The following is a 20,533-nucleotide window of genomic DNA, read 5'->3' as shown; positions in this document are numbered from 1 at the left end:
GGGGACGGCGGGTGCAGCCGGGCGGCGCGTCGGTCCCGATCGTGGCACCCTGGCTGGGGGCGTATAGGGCACGCCCGGCAGTGTAGATGTGGCTGTGCAGCATGCCGTGGGCGACACCCTACGAGTCCGAACCCTACGAGTCCGACAGGTCCAACGGTGCGCCGCTCGCCCGGGTCCGCGAAACCGACCGGGACAGGCTTGCGTAGGCGACGCCGACACCTTCGCTGTCCGGGCTGTAACTCGCGGCCGCTGCCGGGGCGAAGCCCATCTGCCGGGCGTCGGCAACCGCGTTGAGGTCGGCGGACAGGAACGCGAACTGCCAGCCATAGGTGTTCGTCTGCCTGCTGATCGTATGTTTGACCTGCTCGAGGGTCCATTCCTTGGAGGAATTCTCCTGGCCGTCGGTGACGACGGCGAAGACGACCGTCGCCGGACGCTGCTCGTCGGGAAGGTTGCCGAGGAACTCCCCGGTGTCCGCGATGGACCTGCCGAGGGCGTCGAGCAGGGCGGTGGAGCCCCGTGGGACGAGCCGGTATTGTGGGGCTTCGCCGATCGGGATCGCGCCGAAGACCTTTTCGTAGTCGTGGTCGAACTGGTACAGGCTGATCGTCGCCCGCCCGGGCACGGTGGCCTGCTCGGCGATGAACGACCGGATGCCGCCCTCGGCGTCGTCACGGATCGCCATCATCGAGCCCGACCGGTCGATCAGCAGGGTGATGTGGGTGTAGTCGACCTTCGTCATGGAGCGTCCCCTGCCATCGGTCGTCGGCCGCCGTCGTCCCGTCGTTCGCCGTCGGTCGGCGTCATCTGTGGTCGTCGTCACTGCCATTGTCGTCGCCGCGGCGGCCGTCGTCACGGGGGCCGTCGTCACGGGGGCGACTGATCGAGCTGGCAGTGGAGCCCTACCGCAGTCTGCGGAAGGTCTCGCTTCCGCTGGGCCCGCTCGACGTTCTCGTCAGGCTGCGGCAGCCGTTTCGGCGTAGGGACGGATCGCGACGGTGTCGGCAGCCACCATCTCCCGGAACATGGCGTCAAGACGGCGCGCCACCGGACCGTCGAGCCACGTCATGCCGCAGGACGGGCACTCTTCGACCGGAACGTCCGTCACGACAGCGACCCGGCCGTCCTTCTGGAGCACCTTCGGTTTCCGACCGGGACGGATCTCGCCATTGTCGCAGGCGTCACAACGCACTACCGCCTCCTCCCGTCAATGGCGACAGGCTGGTGAACGTCAGTCGACACCGACGCTCACCGCATGTGGTAGATGTCGGCGCGGTGGTCGACACGTACGACGTGGACGACGGGTGCGGGCTCCTCGATGCGGTAGACGACCCGATAGGCGCCGCGCCTCGCGCAGTGGTATCCGGCAAGTTCACGAGTCAGCGGCTTGCCAACCCGCGCTGGATTGTCCAATAGCGAGCCGGTCAGGAACGCGGTCACCGCCGCCGCGACCGCCAGTGGCAGGCCGCGTGGCGGCCCTTCGGCCAGGGTGCGCCGCATGGGCGGCGCCAGCGACAAGGTGTACGCCTCATCGCTCACTCGCAGGCCCCTCTGCGCGCGCCCGTTCGGCCATCAGCCGGTGCAGCTCTTCGGCACCGATCGCCTTACCATGGGCGATCTCGGCCTCAGCCGTACGGATCTCCTCCAGGGCGCCTGGGGTTGCCAGCAGGTCCAGGGTCTCCTCCAGCGCCTCCAGGTCGGATACCGACAGGATCACCGCTTCGGGGCGGCCGTTACGCGTGATCACGACCCGTTCATGGGTGTCCCGGACCTCGTCGAGCACTGCGGACAGCCGCGCCTTGGCATCAGCCAACGGAATCGTCACCATGACCAGAATTATAGTCATGCAAGGGGGCCGTGACGACGTGGTGCTCGCCCACCTGAACCATCCGCTGGTCGCGCCATGTCGACCCGACTGCTGCAGGCTGCGGTGTCCAACGACGAGCGGGCCCGTGCCCACCGGGCGCGTTCCGCGGAACACATCTTCGACCCGGCCTCGACACCCTGTTCGAGCTGTGACCAGTAGGCCGAAGAGCGTGCGATCATGACTTTTTCCGTGCGCTCGGAGGCCCGAATGGGGTCCGGGTCCGGGGCCGAGGATGATCGTAGCGAGGAGGTGGCATGGACAGGCGACTGATCGAGCTGGCAGTGGAGAACTATCGCAGCCTGCGGAAGGTCTCGCTTCCGCTGGGGCCGCTCAACGTTCTGGTCGGGCCGAACGGCGCCGGCAAGACCAACGTCCTGGAGGTGTTCCGCTTCCTGGCTGACGTGATCAATAGCGACCTGGAGCCCGCACTCGATGCGCGCGGTGGCTTCGACGAGGTGGTGTTCCAGGGCGGCGACCGAACGCCGGCATCCATCCGGATCAATCTCAAGGCGACCTGGACTCAGTACAGCAGCCTGACATCTCCCGACGAGTACCAGCTCGCGATCGAACGCCTGACCGTGAAATTCGGTGAATCGCCGCTGTCGCGCAGCGAGTCGTTCCAGTTCAAGCGCACGCTGGGGCGTGGCCGACGGATTGCGATCAGCGGTGAGAAGGCTGCCGTCGTGCAGATCGACAAGGATCTCCAGGAGTCACCCGAGCGGACCTTCGGTATCCGTCGGATGAGTAGTGGTCTGTCCACCCTTCCTCGCCTGTCCGAGGATGAGGGCGGCGCGGAGGTCGCTGCTCTGTCCGAACGATTGGCCTCGCTCCGTGTCTTCGATGTGCGTGTCGACGAGGCGCGGCTTCCTTCGCGCTTTCCGCGCACCCGGCACGAGTCGTTGGAGCATGACGCGGCAAACCTGGCGGCTTTTCTGTTGACCATTCGTGATCGAGATGAGGACGCGTGGCTCCGGTTGGAGTCGGATGCAGTCAAGGTGCTTCCCCAGCTTGAGGGTATTGACTTCGACTATCCGTCGGGCGCGGCACGCGAGGTCGTCGTGGTGCTTCATGAGCGAGGACTTCGACGTCCGACCCAGCTCGCGGACGCCTCTTTCGGGACCATTCGCCTGCTGGGCTTGCTGGCCCTGCTGTATGATCCTGAGCCTCCTGCCCTCACCTGTATCGAGGAGATTGACCACGGTCTGCATCCGCAGGCGCTGGAACTGTTGGTCGACCGGCTGCGGGAGGCGAGTGAGCGCACCCAGCTTCTCATCGCCACGCATTCTCCGGCCTTCGCCGACCGGTTGAAGCCGGAGGAGCTTATTGTCTGCGAACGCCGCGACGACGGATCCTCGGCAATCCCGGCTGTTTCCGTGAAAGGACTCAGGAACGCGATTTCTGGCTGATCCGTTGTTGAGCGCGCGAGTCCCGTCCCATCGCCGAGAGGCCGTGTCCTGACCACGCTCCGGTTGCTTTCCGGGTCAGCAGATGCGGGGGAGTTGTTCGCCGATCAGCATGTCGACGATGCGGGTGCCGCCCAGCAGGGTGCGCATGACGACCCGACCGGGATGGGTGGCGACGACCTCGCCGAGGCGAGTGGCGTGCCGGCCCTCGGGCAGGGAGCGCATCGCGGTCAGGACGGCGTCGGCGACATCGGGCGCGATGACGGCGACGAGACATCCTTCGTTGGCGACATGCAGCGGGTCCAGGCCGAACAGGTCGCATGCGGCGGCGACCATGGGCGGGACGGGTACGGCGTTCTCCGCGATCTCGATTCCGACCCGGGACGCCGCGGCGATCTCGTTCAGCGCCGATGCCACGCCGCCGCGGGTGGGGTCGCGCATCGCGTGAATCCCCCGACCGCCGCTGGCCACCATCGCCGTGACCAGGCGGTGCAGGGGACGGCTGTCGGAGGCGATGTCGGACTCGAAGCCGAGACCTTCGCGCGCACTCAGGATGGCGCTGCCGTGGGCGCCGATGGGACCGGACAGGACGACGACGTCCCCGGATCGCGCGAACCCGGCTGACACCCGTGCGCCGGGCAGGCGGCGACCGATGCCGGTGGTCGTCACGAAGATCCCGTCCGCGGCGCCGCGACCCACGACCTTGGTGTCCCCGGTGACGACCGGGACGCCCACGGCAGCCGCGGCCGCGCCGAGCGAGGCAGTCACCCGCCGCAGGTCCGCCAGGGCGAAGCCCTCCTCGATGACGTAGGCGACGGCCAGGGCCAGCGGGGTGGCGCCCATCATCGCCAGGTCGTTCACGGTGCCGTGCACGGCGAGTGAGCCGATGTCGCCGCCGGGGAAGAAGACCGGGCTCACCACGAAGGAGTCGGTGCTCATCACCACGGGGGTGCCGTCGATGTCAAGCAGGGCCGCGTCCTCGGGGACGCCGTGCGTTGTGCCGGTGCCGGTGCCTGCGCCGAGGGCCGGTAGGAGGACGTCGCGCAGGAGCTCCGCGGACAGTTGCCCGCCGCTGCCGTGACCGAGCATGACCCTCTCGGTCTCCGTCAGTGGCAACGGACAGCTGGCGCCGGTCAGGTCAGCGCCGGTCAGGTCAGCGCCGGTCAGGTCAGTCGTGGTCACGACGCGCTCGCGACCGTCGTCGACAGTGCCCCGGTCTGCGTTCGGCCGGTCTGCGTTCGGCCGGCATTGTGGAATGCGGCGCAGGTCCCCTCGGTCGACACCATCGGTGCGCCCAGCGGCGTCCGCGGCGTGCACACGGTGCCGTACGCCGCGCAGTCGGTGGGTAGGCGCGTCCCGGTGAGAATGTTTCCGGCGATGCAGGCCGGATGTTCCCGGGTGGTCAACCCGGCCACGGCGAAGCGCGTCTCGGCGTCGTAGTCGGTGAACTCGTCGGTGAACGCGAACCCGCTCATCGGGATCGTACCGATACCCCGCCACATCCGGTCACGAACTGTGAACACACGCCGGATGGCGTCCTGCGCCGCGATGTTCCCGGCCCGGTGCACGGCGCGGACGTACTGGTTCTCGACCTCCGCGCGGCCTTCTTCGAGCTGGCGTACGGCCATGAGGATGCCTTCCAGGATGTCGAGCGGCTCGAACCCGGTCACCACGATCGGGACGCGGTAGCGCTCCGACAGCGGCTCGTACTGCGTCCATCCCATGACCGCACAGACGTGACCGGCGGCCAGGAACGCCTGCACCTGGCAGTCCGGCGCGTCCAGCAGCGTGGTCATCGCCGGTGGGACGAGCACGTGGCTGACCAGAACGCTGAAGTTGGGCAGGCCGAGCGCGTGGGCGCGCAGCACCGCCATGGCGTTCGCCGGCGCTGTCGTCTCGAATCCGACGGCGAAGAAGACCACCTCGCGGTCGGGGTGCTCGACGGCGATGCGCACGGCGTCCAGCGGCGAGTAGACGACGCGGACGTCGCTGCCGCGGGCGCGCATCGCCAGCAGGTCGGTGCTCGTCCCGGGGACCCTGAGCATGTCGCCGTAGGAGGTGAGGACGACCTCGGGACGTCCGGCGACGGCCAGTGCCTTGTCGATGAGTTCCAGTGGCGTCACGCAGACGGGACAACCAGGTCCGTGGATCATCCGGATCCCGGCGGGTAGCAGCTCGTCGATGCCCTGGCGGACGATCGTGTGGGTCTGGCCTCCGCACACCTCCATCAGGGTCCAGGGTTTCGACGTCACCGTGTGGATCGCCGCGAGTAGCCCCCGCGCAAGCGTCGGGTCGCGGTACTCGTCGAGGTACCTCATCGCTGTTCGGCTCCCAGCTGCCCGTCGGCTCCCAGCTCCTCGTCGAGTGCCCCCATCGAGCGCAGGATCGCAAGCGTGCGGTGGGCTTCGGCCTCGTCCACGAGGCTGATGGCGAAGCCGACATGGACGATGACGTAGTCATCCACCCGCGCCTGGGGGACGTAGCCGAGACAGACCTCGCGGGTCACGCCGCCGAAGTCGACCGTGCCCATGAGCAGGCCGGCGACATCGGTCGTCGTCACGACGCGGCCGGGCACCCCGAGACACACCGGGCTCAGTCCTCCCTCAGCCGGGCGGCGGCCACCGCGGCCTGCCCGTAGCTCACGCCGCCGTCGCCCGCCGGGACCTGTTCGTTGAGCAGCGGGGTGAGGCCGGCGCCCGCCAGCGCGGGGGGGAGAGCCCCGGCAAGCAGCTGGTTGTGCAGCACCCCGCCGGACAGGCAGACCGTCCGCAACCGGTGGCGCCGCGCGATGTCGGTGCACAGGGCGACGGTGACCGCGACGATCGTGGCGTGGAACCGCGCGGCGAGGACGCCGACGGCGACATGGCTGTGCAGTCCCTCCAACAGGGCCCGCAACGTCGGGCGCGGGTCGTAGACGAGCAGACCGGTATGGCGGACGATCCGCCACGGCAACTCGACGTCACCGCTGGGCACACCGGCTGGGGCTTCGAGCGCGGCGGCTTCCAGGGCGGCGGCGGCCTCACCTTCGTAGGTGACCTCGTCACACAGGCCGAGCAGCGCGGCTGCGGCGTCGAACAGCCGACCCGCGCTGGAGGCGACCGGGCAGTTGACGCCGCGCGCGATCATCCGGGAGACCACGGACACCTCGCGGTCGTTCAGCCGGTCCAGGAACGGCGCGGCGAGCTCCAGGTCGGCTGCGCGGGACCGCTCGTTGCCGGAGTCGTCCGTGACCGGTTCGGTGAGCGGTTCGGTGAGCGGTTCGGTGAGTGGTTCCGTGAGTGGTTCCAGGCCGAACAGGTAGCCCAGCGCCACCCGGGCGGGACGGCGCAGCGCGGCGGCACCGCCGGGCAACGGCGCCCGGCCGAACCGCGCCACCCGCCGATAGGAGACGAGGTCGGCGACCAGCACCTCGCCGCCCCACAGCGTGCCGTCATCGCCCAGGCCCAGGCCGTCGTAGGCGACACCGATGAACGGGCCGGTGACGGCGTGTTCGGCGGCGCAGGACGCCACGTGCGCATGGTGATGCGCCACCGCGATCCGCCGGCCCGCACCGTGTGCCAGCGCGTAGGCGGTGGAAAGGTAGCCGGGATGCGGGTCGTGGACGATGATGCGCGGGGCGATGCCGGTCATCGCACACAGGTGCGCCAGGTTGCGCTCGAACGCCACCATCGTGGGCTGCTGGGAGAGCTCGCCCGTGTGCGGCCCGACGACCGCGGTCGTCCCTTCGGCCAGGGTGAAGGTGTGCTTGAGCTGCGCACCGACGGCGAGCAATGGCTCGCCGGCCCCGATGGGGAGGCGCAGTGGTTGCGGTGAGTAACCACGAGCGCGCCGAATCATCGATCCGCGCCCCGCGACGACGTGGACGACCGAGTCGTCGTAGTGGGAGCGGATGGCCCGGTCGTGGCTGAGAAACCCGTCGGCCACCGCGGCGAGGCGGTTCCGGGCGTCGTCGTCGTCGATCGCGATCGGTTCGCCCGAGACGTTCCCGCTGGTGACGACGAGTGGTCTGCCCAGGTCGGCGAGGAGCAGATGGTGCAGGGGCGTGGCGGGCAGGAACAGCCCGAGCCGCCCGGCGCCCGGCCCGACCGCGGCCGCGATAGTGCTGTCGCCTGCCGGCCGGAGCAGGACCACCGGCCGCGCGGCTGATGTCAACAGGCCCGCCTCGACAGCGTCGATGTGGGCCAGCATCCGCGCCGCGTCCAGACTGGCCACCATGACCGCGAACGGCTTGGTGGGGCGGTGCTTGCGGGTCCGCAACCGGGCGACCGCCTCGTCGTTGGTCGCGTCGCAGACGAGCTGATAGCCGCCGAGTCCCTTGAGCGCCACGGTGCCGCCACTGTCGATCATCGTCACCGCCGCGGCCAGCGAATCCACACCGCTTGCCGGAGCGGGCTGCGGGGGCGCCCACCAGGCGAGCCGGGGGCCGCATCGGGGACACGCGATCGGCTCGGCATGCAACCGCCGGTCCGCCGGATCTGCGTACTCGCGCGCGCAGTCGCCGCACATGGGGAACGCGCTCATCGTCGTCCGCGCGCGGTCGTAGGGGAGGGTGTCGACGATCGTGGCCCTGGGTCCGCAGTCGGTGCAGTTGACAAAGGGGTACCGGTGCCGGCGGTCGGCCGGGTCGAACAGTTCGGCCAGGCACGCCGGACAGGTGGCGACGTCGACCGGTACCTCGCGGACTCCGGTGGCGGGGGTTGACGCGGTTGACCGGTGCGTCGACGTGGCGACCCGGAAGCCCGAACGCGGCCGCGGGCGCGCAATGCCGCCGGACAGGTCGGTGACGTGGACGTCGCGTACCCGGGCCAGCGCAGGGGCGTCGGTTCGCAGCCGGGACGCCAGGGTGGCGAGCGCGTGCGGCGGGCCGGCGGCCTCGACCACGACCCGGCCGTCGTCGTTGCGCACCCAGCCATCCAGCCCGAGACTGGTCGCGAGGCGGTAGACGAACGGACGGAAGCCGACTCCCTGCACGGTCCCGTGGACCTCGAGCCGGTGGGCCACCCGCCCTTGGACCGCGCCCGGCGCCGGCTCGGCCGCAGCCGCGTCCGCTACGTGATCGGCTCGGTCTGCGAGGTTGTAGCGGTCGTCGAGCCGGCTCATGTCCGTCAGTCTTGTTGCCGTGCGTCACGGCGGACAAGGGTCCGGCGACCCGTCGGGGCGGCCGGGAAGACCTGTGAATCCCGACCCTCCTGGCCCGTCCGGTCGCGCGAAAGGATCCATGATCGCGTGGCTTTCGGCCCGGTCATCGATCAGACCGCTCAGATCCCGTGACGCCCCGGCCTAGATTTCTAAAGGCCGCCGGCCGCAGGCCATGCGACGAGCACCATGATCGTGCGGCCGCTGGCCGACCAGCGCCTGCGTTGTGACGCCTGCGAACGCGCATTCGAACACGGCGGCACCCGACATCCAGTTGAAGCCCGGTGGGAGGCAAGCCATGAACGGCAGCTATGGGGCGGTTGCGGCGGGCGAGGCACACGGAACGTCACCACCGGGCGACGAGGTCTGGGGCGGGGCGTCGGGCGGTTCGCTGGCTGCGCGGCTCACCGAGGCCGGGGTGCAGCGGCGGTCGATCCTGAAGTTCTGCGCGGGGGTGGTCGCCACCCTCGCCCTGCCGCCCCAGTTCGCTCCCCGGGTCGCCGCCGCGCTGGACAGGGTCGGCCGCCCCGCCGTCGTGTGGCTGGAGTTCCAGGACTGCGCCGGTGACAGCGAGGCGTTTCTGCGCTCGCGCAATCCGTCCGTCGCGGATCTCATCCTGGGGATGATCTCGCTCGATTATCACGAGACGGTAATGGCAGCCGCCGGCGTCGACGCCGAGGACGCGCGCGACAAGGCGGTGGCGCGGGGCGGGCATCTCGTCGTCGTCGAGGGCTCGGTGCCGCTCGGCATCCCGGGGTCGTGCACGATCGGGGGCCGATCGGCCGAGGAGATACTGAACAGCTGCGTGCGCGGCGCGGCCGGGATCATCAACGTCGGCACCTGCTCGGCGTTCGGCGGGATCCCCGCCGCCGGCCCCAACCCGACGGGCGCGGTCCGTGTGGAGGACGTCGTCGGCGGGGTCGAGGTCGTCAACCTGCCCGGCTGCCCGGTCAACGCCGACAACCTCACCGCTACGATCGTCCACTATCTGACCTTCGGTGCGTTCCCGGCCCGGGACGGTTTCGGCCGCCCGCTGTTCGCCTACGGGGAACGCATCCACGACACCTGCGCGCGTCGCGGCCACTTCGACGCGGGCCAGTTCGCCCGGGAATGGGGCGACGAGGGTCACCGTAAGGGCTGGTGTCTGTACCGACTCGGCTGCAAGGGGCCGAGCACGTTCCACAACTGTCCCAGCGTCCGTTACAACGGCGGCACGTCCTGGCCGGTGGCGGCCGGGCACGGCTGCGTGGGATGTTCCGAGCCCGGCTTCTGGGACACGATGTCGCCCTTTTATGACCGGCTCCCGCACGTGGCGACCCGGGACTTCAGCCTCACGGCCGACAGGATCGGTCTGGGTGTTCTCGCGGCGACCGCGACCGGCTTCGCGGCCCACGGCGTCGGAAAGGTCATCCAACACCGGGTGGCCGCGGCCCGTGCGGGCAGCCCCGCAAGCACTGCCAAGGACGTCCAGGATGCAGCCACTGACACAGCCGCTGCCGCCGCTGAACCCGATGCCGCTGAACCCGATGCCGACGGTAAAGGCGGTCAGGCGACATGAGCCGGCTGGTGATCGACCCGGTGACCCGGATCGAGGGTCATCTGCGCGTCGAGGTGCAGGTGGACGCCGGCCGGGTCACCGAGGCGTACGCGTCCTCGACGATGTGGCGCGGCATCGAGACCATCGTCGAAGGCCGGGACCCGCGGGACGCCTGGCTGTTCGCACAGCGGATCTGCGGTGTCTGTACCACCGTGCACGCGCTGGCCTCGGTGCGGGCCGTCGAGGATGCCGTCGGCGCGGTCCCGCCGCGCAACGCCCGGCTGCTGCGTGAGATCATCGCCGCGGCGCTGTTCGTCCACGATCATGTCGTGCACTTCTACCACCTGCAGGCGCTGGACTGGATCGACCCGACCGCGGCGCTGAAGGCCGACCCCGCGCGTACCGCCTCGCTCGCCCAGTCGATCTCGGACTATCCGCGCTCGACGGCGAAGCTGTTCGCCTCGGTACAGGCTCGGCTCGGGGCATTCCTGGCGAGCGGGAACATCGGGCCGTTCACGAACGGATACTGGGGTCATCCCGCCTATCGGCTGAGCCCGGAGCTGAACCTGCTGGCATTCAGTCACTATCTTGACGCGCTGGATTTCCAGCGTGAATATGTCAGGGTTCATGCGCTTCTCGGCGGCAAGAATCCGCATCCGCAGACCTATGTCGTCGGCGGCATGGCGTCCCCGATCGACCTCACGAGCCAGGAGGCGATCAACGACAACACGCTGGCGGAGCTCGCCCAACTGTTGACGCGGGGGCTGGATTTCGTCGACAAGGTGTTCCTGCCTGATCTGTACGCGATAGCCGCCGGCTACCCCGAGTGGACGAGGTACGGCGCCGGGTTGGGCTCGTACATGGTGTTCGGGGATTTCGCTCAGGCACCGCAACCCAAGGGCCGGCCGCAGGCAGGCGGTCTGTTTCCCGGCGGGATCATCCGGGACGCGAACCTGTCGTCGGTCGAACCGTTCGACCCGGCCCGGATAGCCGAGTCCGTCGCCCACTCGTGGTTCCGCTACGACAACGTGGGCAACAACGGCGGCGCCAATGCTGGCAACAAAGCGGGCGCCAAGAATGCCGGTCATGGCGCGAGCGCCGCACTCGCTCCGTGGAAGGGCCAGACCACCCCGGACTACACCGGCCCCAAGCCACCCTTCGCCCATCTCGACGTCGACGGGAAGTACTCGTGGCTGAAGGCACCGCGCTACGACGGAATCGCCGTGGAGGTCGGCCCGCTGGCCCGCATGCTGGTCGGCTACGCCTCGGGTGACGCCCGCATCCGGCCGCTGGTAAAGGGTGCGCTGGACCGGCTCCATCTCCCGCCCACGGCGTTGATGTCGACACTCGGGCGGGTGCTGGCCCGCGGTCTGGAGACCAAGCTGATGGCGCAGTACTCGCTGGAACTCCTCGACCGGCTGCGGGAAAACGTCGGCTCGGGCGATCTGACGATCGCGGACACCAGCAAGTGGCATCCCTCGACGTGGCCGACCGGGCGGGCCCGCGGCGTCGGCTTCCACGAGGCACCCCGAGGCTCGTTGTCGCACTGGGTCGTCATCACCAACGAACGGATCAGCAACTACCAGGCCGTGGTCCCCACGACCTGGAACGCCAGCCCCCGCGACGAGCGGGGTAACCCGGGCGCCTACGAGTCCGCCCTGGTAGGCACGCCCGTGCTCGACCCGCGGCGACCGCTGGAGGTGCTGCGCACGCTGCATTCGTTCGACCCCTGCATGGCCTGCGCGGCGCACGTGTACGACGCGGACGGCCGCGACATCATCGAGGTGCGGGTCCAGTGACCGCGTCCACGCCGGGCGGATCTGTGCCGGTGCAGGCGGTGGCACCCGGGCAGGAGACCTTCGTCCGGGTGCGGGTCTGGGACCTGCCGGTACGGGTGGTGCACTGGCTGCTCGTCCTGGCGCTGGTGGTGCTCAGCGTGACGGGCTTCCTGATCGGGAACCCGCAGCTGCGCCTCGGTGGCGACGCCTACTGGGTCACCGGGGTCAAGACGGTCCACGAGGTCACCGCGTTCGTCTTCATCGATCTGATCCTCGCGCGGGTCGCCTGGCATGTCCTGTCGCCCAACCGCTGGTCGCGGTGGACGGAGTGGATCCCCAGCACGCGCGAACGCCGGCGCCTGATCATCCCGTCGCTGCGCTTCTACCTGTTCATCGACCGTGAGGCGCCCGAGGTCGTCGGGCACAACCCGCTTGCCGGGATGACCTACGTGGTGCTCTACACGATGTTCGCCGTCGAGATACTGACCGGAGTCGCGCTGTGGGGCGTGGAAGGCAGGAGCTGGGCCGCCTTTCTCACCGGATGGGTGTTCCACCTGGTCTCGTTGCCGACGATCCGGCTCATCCATCATATGATCATGTGGCTGACCTGGGGATTCATGATTCACCATCTGTACAGCGCCATGCTGGTCGACCGGGTCGAGGGGACGGGCGTGATCTCCTCGATTTTCTCCGGTTCCAAGTTTCTGCCGAAGGACCGGCTGTGATCGGGGCGGTTCCCGCCGGGGGAGAGCGTTCCGGGCAAGCGTTTGGGGGCGAGGCGGTGGCGCCCGTTCTTGTCCTGGGTATCGGCAACGAGCTGCTGGGTGACGACGGCGTCGGCGTGGTCGCGGCCCGGCGGCTGGCGGCGGTGCCGAACCCGGGCGTGGAAGTGCTCGACGGCGGGACCCTCGGCCTCATGCTCATGCCCTACCTCGCCGGCCGCCGCGCGGTGCTCGTCCTCGACGCGGTGTCAAGCGCACAGGGCAGGCCGGGCGATGTGATCGTCATCGGTGACGGTGATGTCCGACGCGGCCACGGGGTGCGTGCGACCGCGCACGACGTCGGCCTTGTGGACGCCCTGTCGGCCGCGGAGCTTGCGGGCTGTGCCCCACAGCATGTCGCGCTGGTCGGCATCGTGCCCGAGTCCATCGCGGACCGTTGGGGGCTCAGCCCGCTGGTCGACTCCAGGGTCACGGCGATGGTGGCCGCGGCCCGGACCATCCTGGCGAACTGGGGAGTGGCGGTGCCCGCAGATGCATGAGGCCGGCCTCGCGCGGGCGGCGGTCGCCGCGCTCGTGGAGGCGAGCGCGGGAGCGGCGGTGCGCACGGTAGTGCTCGCGGTCGGTACCGGTGTCGACATCGACTCCGCCGCCGCGGCCTGGCACGGCGCGGCTACCGGCACCTGCCTGCAAGCCAGCCAGGTGGAATGGCGGACCGCGGTCGACCGGCTGCGCTGCTTCACCTGTGCGCGGGAGTACGACGGTGAGCGTCTTGATGCGTGCCCGTCCTGCGGCGGTAACGGGATCGTCATCGCGGCAGCGGACGAACTCACCGTCGTCGACTGGACGACCTGAGCTGACTCATTGCAAGCTAATCGCAAGCGATGAACTGTACATGCGGTGGATGCTGAACGGCTCGACTCTGCGACGTTGCGTTTAAAATGCTGTGCAGGGTGAATTCATCTGTACCGACCATGGACGCTGTTCTTTTGCCCGGGTAGCGGTCTGACCGCTTTCTGAATCTCACCCGTGGGTGCTTCGGTGTGCCCATGTTGACGCGTGTTCCGTGTTCCGTGTTCCGTTCGGACGTCGGGCCAGAAGCAAATCATAATCGTCCCTGCCACTGTGGGCTGATCAAGAACCGGATCCGAGTGTCATCACAACGCATCCCCACAGGTCGGCGGTCCGCGATTGGGCACTTTCACAGCCGGTCTAATTGACCAGGTTTCTTGCGGGATCTAACGTCTGCGGCGGGTGCAGTCGACCTCGGCAATCAACGCGTTCGCACATGGGCGCGGCATGCCCTGACCTTGGAGAACCGACTTGTCTCTGCGTTATTCTCGTGTCGCCCGGATGCGGTCCGCTCGGCGGGAACGTCGTCTCGGCGCGACCATCGCGGCCGGGCTCGTGCTGGTGGCTGTCACCGCATGCTCATCTGGTAGCACCGGATCGGTGACCACGTCCGTATCGACGGCCGCCGTATCGACCGCCACCAGCTCGACGGCCGCCAGCACGACGACGAGCGGCGAGGCGGCGGCAGCGGTCCTGACCGCGACCACAGCGTTCCTGGCCACGTTGGACTCGACGCAGAAGACAGCGGTGATGGCGGAACGCACCCAGACCAACCTGTCGCAGTGGTCGAACCTGCCCGATCAGCTGTTCAAGCGTGCAGGACTTCGGATGGACGCCCTGAACGCGATCCAGCAGGCAGCCGTCTTGAAGATCGTCAAGGCGGCGCTCAGTGACGAGGGGTACAAGCAGGTCACCCAGATCACGGCCGCGGACGGTGTCCTGGCCGCCCAGGGCGGCATGAACCTCGACTTCGGAGCGGATCACTACTGGATCCGGATCCTGGGAACGCCGGCCGCCACCGGGAAGTGGACGGTCCAGTACGGCGGCCACCACCTGGCCTTCAACGTCACGATGGCCGGGAACGCGATGACGCTTGCCCCGACCCTGTGGGGAGCCCAACCGGCGTCCTACACCGCGGCCGGCAGCGGCGTCGAACCGTTGAGCGGCGAGGCGAAGAAGGCGTTCGCGGTCGTCGACTCGCTGGACGCGACGCAGCTCAAGGCGGCCGTCCTGACGACAGCCACGAAGGAGATCGTGCTGGGGGCCGGGCAGGACGGAAAGACCCTGGCAGCCGAAGGAGTCAAGGCGTCCACCTTCACCGACGCGCAGAAGACCCTGCTCCTTGACCTGGTGGACGAGTGGATCACCCCGTTGAACGCGGAGCTGGCGGCCGCCAAGCTGGCAGCGGTGAAGAAGAACCTCGACCAGACCACGTTCGCCTGGTACGGATCGACCACGATCGGTCAACCGATCTATTATCGGGTGCAGGGCCCGACCTTCATCATCGAGTTCGCCCACCAGCAGGGCGGCGGCGCCAATGCCGGCGGGATCACGCACATCCACTCGATCTACCGCGAACCCGGTAACGACTACGGCGCCGGCCTGAGTTCGTGACATCTGAGTTCGTGACGATTGCTCGACACCTGGTCCGGTGGGCGGCAGTGTTCCTGCTGGCGGCCACCGGGTCGGTCCTCGTTGCGATACCCGCCCAGGCACATCCGACCGACGAGGTCCTCCAACAGGCGTACCTGACGCCCACCAGCTCCCGGCTGGCGGTACAGCTCGACCTCACCCCGGGAGTGCTCGTGGCGCCGGCCTTCGCTCGGGCTATCGACACCGATGGCAACCAGACGATCAGCGTGGGTGAGGAGGCTGCGCATGTGGACCTCGTGACGTCGACTCTCCAGCTGCGAGTGGACGGCCAGGCTGTCCCGCTGACGGTCACCGGGCGCACATATCCGGGCTACGATCTGCTCACTGCGGCTGGTGGCGCCGTGACCATCGAACTGAGTGCCGGTGTGGCGCCCGGCAGTCGAAATGTCGTCCTCACCGACGGATACAGTCCCGGCCGCACGACGGTACAGATGGACGTTCTGGTCGCAGGCGCCGACCCTGCGAACCTGGACACCATCACACATGCAGACGAGGGGCGGACGATCACCCTTGCGCTCGCCCAGGTCGGTACCGCGTCAGCTGCCCCTTCGCCTGATCACCCGGCGCTGGCGACCACCAGCAAACGAGAGGTGTCGAACGGGGCGACGATGCTGCGCGCGCTACGTACGCCGCTGAGGTCACCCTGGGCGTTGGTGGCATTGATTGCCACCAGTGCCCTGCTCGGAGCTTTCCACGCCCTGACGCCCGGTCATGGCAAGGCTCTTCTTGCCTCCTATCTGGTCGGCTCCCAGAGCACACCCAGGCAGGCGGTCACCCTCGGGGCGGTCGTCACCGTCACCCATACCTCCGCTGTGGTCGTGCTCGGCGTACTGGTGCTGGCCGCGGGACGGTTCATCGTTCCCGGCGTCCTCGTTCCGAGCCTGGAGGTCACGACCGGGATCGTTGTGCTCATCCTCGGAGTGCGACTGGTCGTTCGCCGCTGGCGCCACCGCGGCGCGCACGGCCACGACCACGGCCACGGCCACGGCCACGACCACGACCACGACCACGAGCACGGTCCCGCGGTTCACCACCAGCACGCTCCTCCGGTGCTGCCCTCGACATTTCGTGGCATCGCCGCCATGGGCGTGTCGGGCGGGATCATCCCGTGTCCCGAAGCGCTGAGTGTTCTCCTGCTGGCCATCGGCCTCAACCGCACGGTACTGGGCCTGACGATGGTCGTCGCCTTCAGCGTCGGCCTGGCTGCGGTCCTCGTCGGCTTAGGTCTGATCCTGGTGAGTTCCCGCGCGACGCTGGACAGGTTCCGGCGTCCGGGCAGCAGCCCGCTCATCGCATGGTTGCCGGTCTTGTCGGCGGCCGTCGTGACCGTCCTCGGCCTGACAATGACCTTCAACGGGGTAACCGGACTCATGGGCTAGCCCGCCGGGGAGAATCAGGCGGTCGCTTCCCGCTACCGGTTGGTGTCAGGGAACGCCTCCGAAAAGATCGTCGCCGGTGCCGTCCCGTGTGCCGGGGCCGGTCCACGTTGCCGATGCCCCCCAGTGGTCAAGTGCCATGATCGGTCAGCGTCGATGCCGGCCGCATGCACTCCGGCGTCGCCGGGCGCGGTGGCGTAGGTCGGCAAGGAGGCGGACCCCGCCTGATCCCGTGAGTAGGTGCGTCCCGGCGGGAAGACCGAGATATGGGTTTCCCAATGTCGCTGGCACTGGTTGTGCTCACACCTACCCGGCTTCAGTAGCAGTTCCGCATCGTCGGCGGACCGACTGCCCGCACGGATCGGTGAACCCAGGGGGTGCATACAAACCCAGACCGGTCGAAACCCTCCCGGGAGCCGGGCCTACCTGGCAATTGCCAGGTAGGTGCTAGCTGGGCGAGGGAATTTCTAGATCATCCGGGGAACCTACACCACGCTCAGGAGTCGAATTCACCGTCGCGGGCGCCCGCAAGGAAGGCTGTCCACTCCGCCGAGGTGAAGACGAGGATGGGACCGCTTCGGTCCTTCGAGTCACGCACGGCTCGGCCGTCTTCGGGGAGCTTGGCGACCTCGACGCAGGCGCCCTCGCCGTTCGTGTAGCTGGACAACTGCCAGGAGAGGCTCTCCCGGTCAAACTCGATCTTGTCTTTCATTCCTACTCCCTCAGCAAAATCGCGATCATCTCGGCAGACGCGGCGGGATCGAGCGCGAGGGCTCGGAGATGATCGAGCTTTTCCCTATACTGCCGTATCTCATCGGCCTTCTCCAGGTAGAGACTGCCCGTCAACGCCTCGACGTAGACCACTTCCGGATCATTGGCGTCGGGGAACCCAAGGTGCGTGAACGAGGTCCCGAGCGCGGCGTGCCCGCCCACCGCGAACGGTAGCACCTGAATCGTGATGTTCGGCCGAGCCATGGAGTCGAGGAGGTGCCTGAGCTGGGCTCCGAGTATTTCCTTGCCTCCGATGGGGCGCCGGACGACGGCCTCGTCGAGTACTACCCAGAGCCGGGGCGGGCGGTCGGAGCGAAGCCGTTCTTGGCGGCTCATCCGGAGAGCGACCCGCCGCGCCACGACTTCGTCGGGAGTCTCCGGCAAGATCGAACGGATGACCGCGGCAGCGTAGTCCGGTGTCTGGAGCAGTCCTTCGACGAGAGCGCACTGGTACGTGTTGATGGACGAGGCGTCTGCTTCGAGTCCGATGTAGACCTCGAGCCAGCGCGGCACAATGTCGCTGAAGCCGCGCCACCAGCCTTGTCGGCGAGACTCCTTGGCGAGCGCGAGGACGGCGTCCCGCAGGTCCGCGTCCTGGACTTCGTACAGGTCGAGCAGACCGCTGACGTCTACCTGGCGTACCGCGACTCTCCCGTTCTCGATTCTGCTGATCTTGGCTTCCGACGCCTGGATTGCCTGCCCGGCCTCCTCCGCAGTCATCCCGACGGCTTCTCGTAACCTTCGCAACTCGGCGCCGAGTCGGCGACCGCGCACCGTCGGCCCTGCTGACGACTTCGCCACGCTCCCCCTCCGCGACCGGGACGACTCCTGCTCGGAGTCTGCCAGTGGCCGGTCTCCGCCGGTTGTGGGCACCTCGGTCAAAATGCACTTGCATTTAAGCCTACGTTGTCCCATCATCGCCCTACGAGGTCGTACCGGCACGGAAGGGACAGACCAGGGGTCGGGTCGGTAGCAGGGCGCTTTCGCCACACGGCCGTCCTGTCGGACGACCACCCGTGCGGAGGCAGGCGAGGGACAGCCGCGACCGTGGCGTCCGGGACGGAGCGATGGCAGTGCGGTGTGAACCAGACGCGGTGTACGTTGCCGTGCGGTTGGAGGACGGTTTCGTCTGCGGCGTGAGCGGCTTCTTCGAGAGCCGCCGCGCGGCGGCGGCCTACGCCTTGGCTGAACATTGGCCCGGCTTCACGACGGCGGTCTTCCAGCTCGACATCCCGTCACGGCACCTCCCGGGTCGTGTCACATGACAAAGCCCACGACTGGCGGGACGACCCCGGTCGTCACCGCAGCGTCCCGCCGCGCGGTGAGGGCCGTACTGCCCGCCGTGCCGAGCGCCGTCGCCTACGGCCGGCTGGTCGCGAAGAACGTCATGAGGCAGTGGCGTCTGCAACATCTCTCGGACGTCGTGGAGCTACTGGCCTCCGAATTAGTCACTAACGGTATCGAGGCAACTTCAACCGTCGGCGCAGGGGTCGAGCAGTCCGTCGAACTGCGGCTCGTCTCGATCGCTGACAGCTTTTTCGTCGGCGTCAGAGACCACAATCCCAGTCCCCCGGTTCTCCGCGAGCAGTTCGACGGAGCAGAGTGCGGTCGAGGGCTTTTCCTCGTCGATGCGCTGAGTTCGAGGTGGTGGCATCTGAACCTCAGACGAGGCGGCAAGGTTGTTTGGGCGGAACTGGACGCAGCCGTTCCGACCACCGCCAGCGGCCTACCGATTCGTACGCCGCTCTCCGTTCCTCCCGCAGTGCTCGTCCAAGAACCGGACCTGGAAGTACTGCGTAAAGTGGTCGAACGTCTCAAGGTGTTGACATAGGATCCGGACGATTTCGGTACAGGGCCGAGCGGCCGGGCCGGGCGGGGTGACCCGGTCCGATCGAGGTAGAAATCGGAATACGTGGGAGTAGTCTGTGACCAGATCAGGACAAGTGCCACCGGAAGCGCCGACCACGAAAGTTCGGGACGACGAACTGGTCGAATTGCTTCGGGCCGTTTTTCACGTCGATACCCCGGATTCGGCCGCGCGTGCCGAGGCCCGGCGGGTGATTGCAGGGCAGCTCTAAGGATGGGTCCTCCGCACGGCCACCAACGAGAAAGATCACCGGCTCCACCGAGAGAGACGTAGGAGAGCGACGTGGAAATCAAGCGTTTCGAGATGGACGAGACCGTAGTATTCGTCGAGACGGGTGTTATTCCGGCCCGGTCCACTGGACTCGTCGAACGGAAGGGCATGGGTCATCCTGACACGCTTGCTGACAACGTCGCGGAGCTGTTGTCACGGGCATACAGCAGGTACACGCGAGACACCTTCGGCGTCGTCCTGCATCACAATTTCGACAAGCTTGCGGTTCTCGGCGGGAAGTCCCAGGTAGAATACGGGGGAGGAAAAATGCTCGCGCCGGTGCGGGTCCTCGTGAACGGCAGGGCAACGAGGACGTGCGGGAACTCGGCGGTACCGGTTGACGACATCGCGACCGAGACCGTGGAGGAGTTCTTTCGGGGCCGTCTACCCGAGTTGGACGGCTATCTGAGCATCGAACTGAACATCACTGGGAATCCGAGTCCGGGGGCGGTCCACGGGACGGGCCGCAGTAGCCCGGAACGGTCGACATGGTTCGCTCCCTCGGACCCCAGCACCTTGCGTGAACGTCGGACGGTGCTCGCCAACGACACCTCACTCGGCACCGGATGGGCGCCCCTGAGCACCCACGAGGAATTCGTTATCGCGCTTGCCGACAATTTTTCGGGGAACAGCGGCTTCCGTCAGGAACGACCGTGGTGCGGCTCAGACGTCAAGGTCATGTCGATGCGAGTGGGTGACGACGCCGACGTTGTCCTGTGCGTGCCCCAGAAGAGCCGCCACGTCCCGAACCGCAGATCGTACGAGGACAACTGCGGCGACGTCCTGACCGAGTGCGTACGACTGGCCGAGCTCCTGTGGCCGCAAGGAACGGTGAATTTCCGACTCAACGCCCGGGACTTACCCCAGGACGACGAAATATATCTGACCTACACGGGGAGCTCGATCGAGTCCGGTGACGAGGGCGTGGTCGGACGCGGCAACCGGACCAACGGCCTGATAACGCCGCTCCGTCCGATGAACCTCGAAGGCGCGAACGGCAAGAACCCCGTTTACCACGTCGGCAAGCTCTACAACGTGGCGGCGGAACGGTTGGCCGGACTTCTTCACACGGCCACGGGAGATTACGCCGAAGTCCACCTGGTGAGCGCGACGGGTCAACGTCTCGACCGACCGTGGCGTGTGGTCCTGCGACTCGCTGCCCGCGACGTCGACAGCGTGGCCGTCCTACAGCTCCTTTCCGACCAGCTCACGAGGTTCCCCGACATCACGCAGGAGATCATCACTGACGGGGTCCAGCTGTGTTGAACTGACCCGTTGTATCCTTGCGGTCGGACGCCGGGAGC

The 20,533-nt window shown here is 68.0% G+C and carries 21 protein-coding genes; 11 read left to right on the top strand and 10 right to left on the bottom strand.

Features of this window, described 5'->3' with window-relative positions; all coding sequences use genetic code 11:
* Positions 1 to 133 precede the first annotated feature (133 nt).
* From U9978_RS07890 to U9978_RS07875, 4 genes are all read right to left on the bottom strand, one after another.
* Positions 134 to 742 carry a hypothetical protein gene (locus U9978_RS07890; RefSeq protein ID WP_322760403.1) on the bottom strand — a complete coding sequence of 203 codons (609 nt, stop codon included), beginning with the start codon at positions 740 to 742 and terminating at the stop codon, positions 134 to 136.
* A 213-nt stretch (positions 743 to 955) separates the two neighbouring features.
* The gene (locus U9978_RS07885; RefSeq protein ID WP_322760402.1) at positions 956 to 1,192 is read right to left on the bottom strand and encodes a type II toxin-antitoxin system MqsA family antitoxin; all 237 of its coding nucleotides are present in this window, start codon (positions 1,190 to 1,192) and stop codon (positions 956 to 958) included.
* Between the two features lie 56 nt (positions 1,193 to 1,248).
* On the bottom strand, positions 1,249 to 1,539 hold the full coding sequence (locus U9978_RS07880) for a type II toxin-antitoxin system RelE family toxin (RefSeq protein ID WP_322760401.1): 291 nt from the start codon (positions 1,537 to 1,539) through the stop codon (positions 1,249 to 1,251).
* Positions 1,529 to 1,846, bottom strand: a complete 318-nt coding sequence (locus U9978_RS07875; RefSeq protein ID WP_322760400.1) for a type II toxin-antitoxin system Phd/YefM family antitoxin — start codon at positions 1,844 to 1,846, stop codon at positions 1,529 to 1,531. Before U9978_RS07875 ends, U9978_RS07880 begins: the two co-directional genes overlap by 11 nt.
* A gap of 275 nt (positions 1,847 to 2,121) precedes the next feature.
* On the opposite strand from U9978_RS07875, the gene U9978_RS07870 reads away from it, so the two are divergent.
* Positions 2,122 to 3,273: an AAA family ATPase gene (locus U9978_RS07870; RefSeq protein ID WP_322760399.1), complete on the top strand. Its 1,152-nt coding sequence runs from the start codon at positions 2,122 to 2,124 to the stop codon at positions 3,271 to 3,273.
* A 75-nt stretch (positions 3,274 to 3,348) separates the two neighbouring features.
* Here the strand turns inward: U9978_RS07870 and hypE are convergent, their stop codons facing one another.
* The 4 genes from hypE to hypF form a co-directional block, all read right to left on the bottom strand.
* Entirely contained in the window at positions 3,349 to 4,359 is a 1,011-nt protein-coding gene (gene hypE / locus U9978_RS07865; protein WP_416210889.1) for a hydrogenase expression/formation protein HypE, read from the bottom strand.
* 89 nt (positions 4,360 to 4,448) lie between these two features.
* Positions 4,449 to 5,588 (bottom strand): hydrogenase formation protein HypD, encoded by a 1,140-nt coding sequence (gene hypD / locus U9978_RS07860; protein WP_322760397.1) that lies wholly within the window; start codon positions 5,586 to 5,588, stop codon positions 4,449 to 4,451.
* Positions 5,585 to 5,857 carry a HypC/HybG/HupF family hydrogenase formation chaperone gene (locus tag U9978_RS07855; RefSeq protein ID WP_322753771.1) on the bottom strand — a complete coding sequence of 91 codons (273 nt, stop codon included), beginning with the start codon at positions 5,855 to 5,857 and terminating at the stop codon, positions 5,585 to 5,587. Before U9978_RS07855 ends, hypD begins: the two co-directional genes overlap by 4 nt.
* Positions 5,858 to 5,862: 5 nt before the next feature.
* Positions 5,863 to 8,370 (bottom strand): carbamoyltransferase HypF, encoded by a 2,508-nt coding sequence (gene hypF, locus U9978_RS07850; RefSeq protein WP_322760396.1) that lies wholly within the window; start codon positions 8,368 to 8,370, stop codon positions 5,863 to 5,865.
* 334 nt (positions 8,371 to 8,704) lie between these two features.
* On the opposite strand from hypF, the gene U9978_RS07845 reads away from it, so the two are divergent.
* From U9978_RS07845 to U9978_RS07815, 7 genes are all read left to right on the top strand, one after another.
* Entirely contained in the window at positions 8,705 to 9,964 is a 1,260-nt protein-coding gene (locus tag U9978_RS07845; RefSeq protein WP_322760395.1) for a hydrogenase small subunit, read from the top strand.
* The gene (locus tag U9978_RS07840; RefSeq protein ID WP_322760394.1) at positions 9,961 to 11,742 is read left to right on the top strand and encodes a nickel-dependent hydrogenase large subunit; all 1,782 of its coding nucleotides are present in this window, start codon (positions 9,961 to 9,963) and stop codon (positions 11,740 to 11,742) included. Before U9978_RS07845 ends, U9978_RS07840 begins: the two co-directional genes overlap by 4 nt.
* The gene (cybH, locus tag U9978_RS07835) at positions 11,739 to 12,446 is read left to right on the top strand and encodes a Ni/Fe-hydrogenase, b-type cytochrome subunit (protein WP_322760393.1); all 708 of its coding nucleotides are present in this window, start codon (positions 11,739 to 11,741) and stop codon (positions 12,444 to 12,446) included. Before U9978_RS07840 ends, cybH begins: the two co-directional genes overlap by 4 nt.
* Positions 12,443 to 12,982, top strand: coding sequence for a HyaD/HybD family hydrogenase maturation endopeptidase (locus U9978_RS07830; protein WP_322760392.1), 540 nt, complete (start codon positions 12,443 to 12,445; stop codon positions 12,980 to 12,982). Before cybH ends, U9978_RS07830 begins: the two co-directional genes overlap by 4 nt.
* Positions 12,975 to 13,295, top strand: a complete 321-nt coding sequence (locus tag U9978_RS07825; protein WP_322760391.1) for a hydrogenase/urease maturation nickel metallochaperone HypA — start codon at positions 12,975 to 12,977, stop codon at positions 13,293 to 13,295. The genes U9978_RS07830 and U9978_RS07825 overlap by 8 nt, the downstream gene beginning before the upstream one ends.
* A 498-nt stretch (positions 13,296 to 13,793) precedes the next feature.
* A complete protein-coding gene (locus tag U9978_RS07820; protein ID WP_322760390.1) occupies positions 13,794 to 14,906 on the top strand; it encodes a DUF3500 domain-containing protein in 1,113 nt (370 codons plus the stop codon).
* Positions 14,903 to 16,324 (top strand): sulfite exporter TauE/SafE family protein, encoded by a 1,422-nt coding sequence (locus tag U9978_RS07815; RefSeq protein ID WP_322760389.1) that lies wholly within the window; start codon positions 14,903 to 14,905, stop codon positions 16,322 to 16,324. The genes U9978_RS07820 and U9978_RS07815 overlap by 4 nt, the downstream gene beginning before the upstream one ends.
* A 493-nt stretch (positions 16,325 to 16,817) precedes the next feature.
* Here the strand turns inward: U9978_RS07815 and U9978_RS07810 are convergent, their stop codons facing one another.
* Entirely contained in the window at positions 16,818 to 17,033 is a 216-nt protein-coding gene (locus U9978_RS07810; RefSeq protein WP_322760388.1) for a DUF397 domain-containing protein, read from the bottom strand.
* Between the two features lie 2 nt (positions 17,034 to 17,035).
* Positions 17,036 to 17,866 (bottom strand): helix-turn-helix transcriptional regulator, encoded by an 831-nt coding sequence (locus tag U9978_RS07805; protein ID WP_322760462.1) that lies wholly within the window; start codon positions 17,864 to 17,866, stop codon positions 17,036 to 17,038.
* A gap of 293 nt (positions 17,867 to 18,159) precedes the next feature.
* Between U9978_RS07805 and U9978_RS07800 the strand changes: the two genes are divergently transcribed.
* The 3 genes from U9978_RS07800 (at position 18,160) to U9978_RS07790 (ending at position 20,495) form a co-directional block, all read left to right on the top strand.
* Complete coding sequence (locus U9978_RS07800; protein ID WP_322760387.1) at positions 18,160 to 18,357, top strand: hypothetical protein; 198 nt, start codon at positions 18,160 to 18,162, stop codon at positions 18,355 to 18,357.
* Entirely contained in the window at positions 18,354 to 18,923 is a 570-nt protein-coding gene (locus U9978_RS07795; protein ID WP_322760386.1) for an ATP-binding protein, read from the top strand. The genes U9978_RS07800 and U9978_RS07795 overlap by 4 nt, the downstream gene beginning before the upstream one ends.
* A gap of 318 nt (positions 18,924 to 19,241) precedes the next feature.
* The gene (locus U9978_RS07790; RefSeq protein ID WP_322760385.1) at positions 19,242 to 20,495 is read left to right on the top strand and encodes a methionine adenosyltransferase; all 1,254 of its coding nucleotides are present in this window, start codon (positions 19,242 to 19,244) and stop codon (positions 20,493 to 20,495) included.
* Positions 20,496 to 20,533: the final 38 nt, after the last annotated feature.

The sequence above is a fragment of the Protofrankia sp. Cr2 genome (assembly GCF_963555885.1).
Taxonomy (GTDB): domain Bacteria; phylum Actinomycetota; class Actinomycetes; order Frankiales; family Frankiaceae; genus Protofrankia.
The sequence above is the reverse complement of the archived record's forward strand: the minus strand, read 5'-3'. Positions and strand labels throughout refer to the sequence as shown.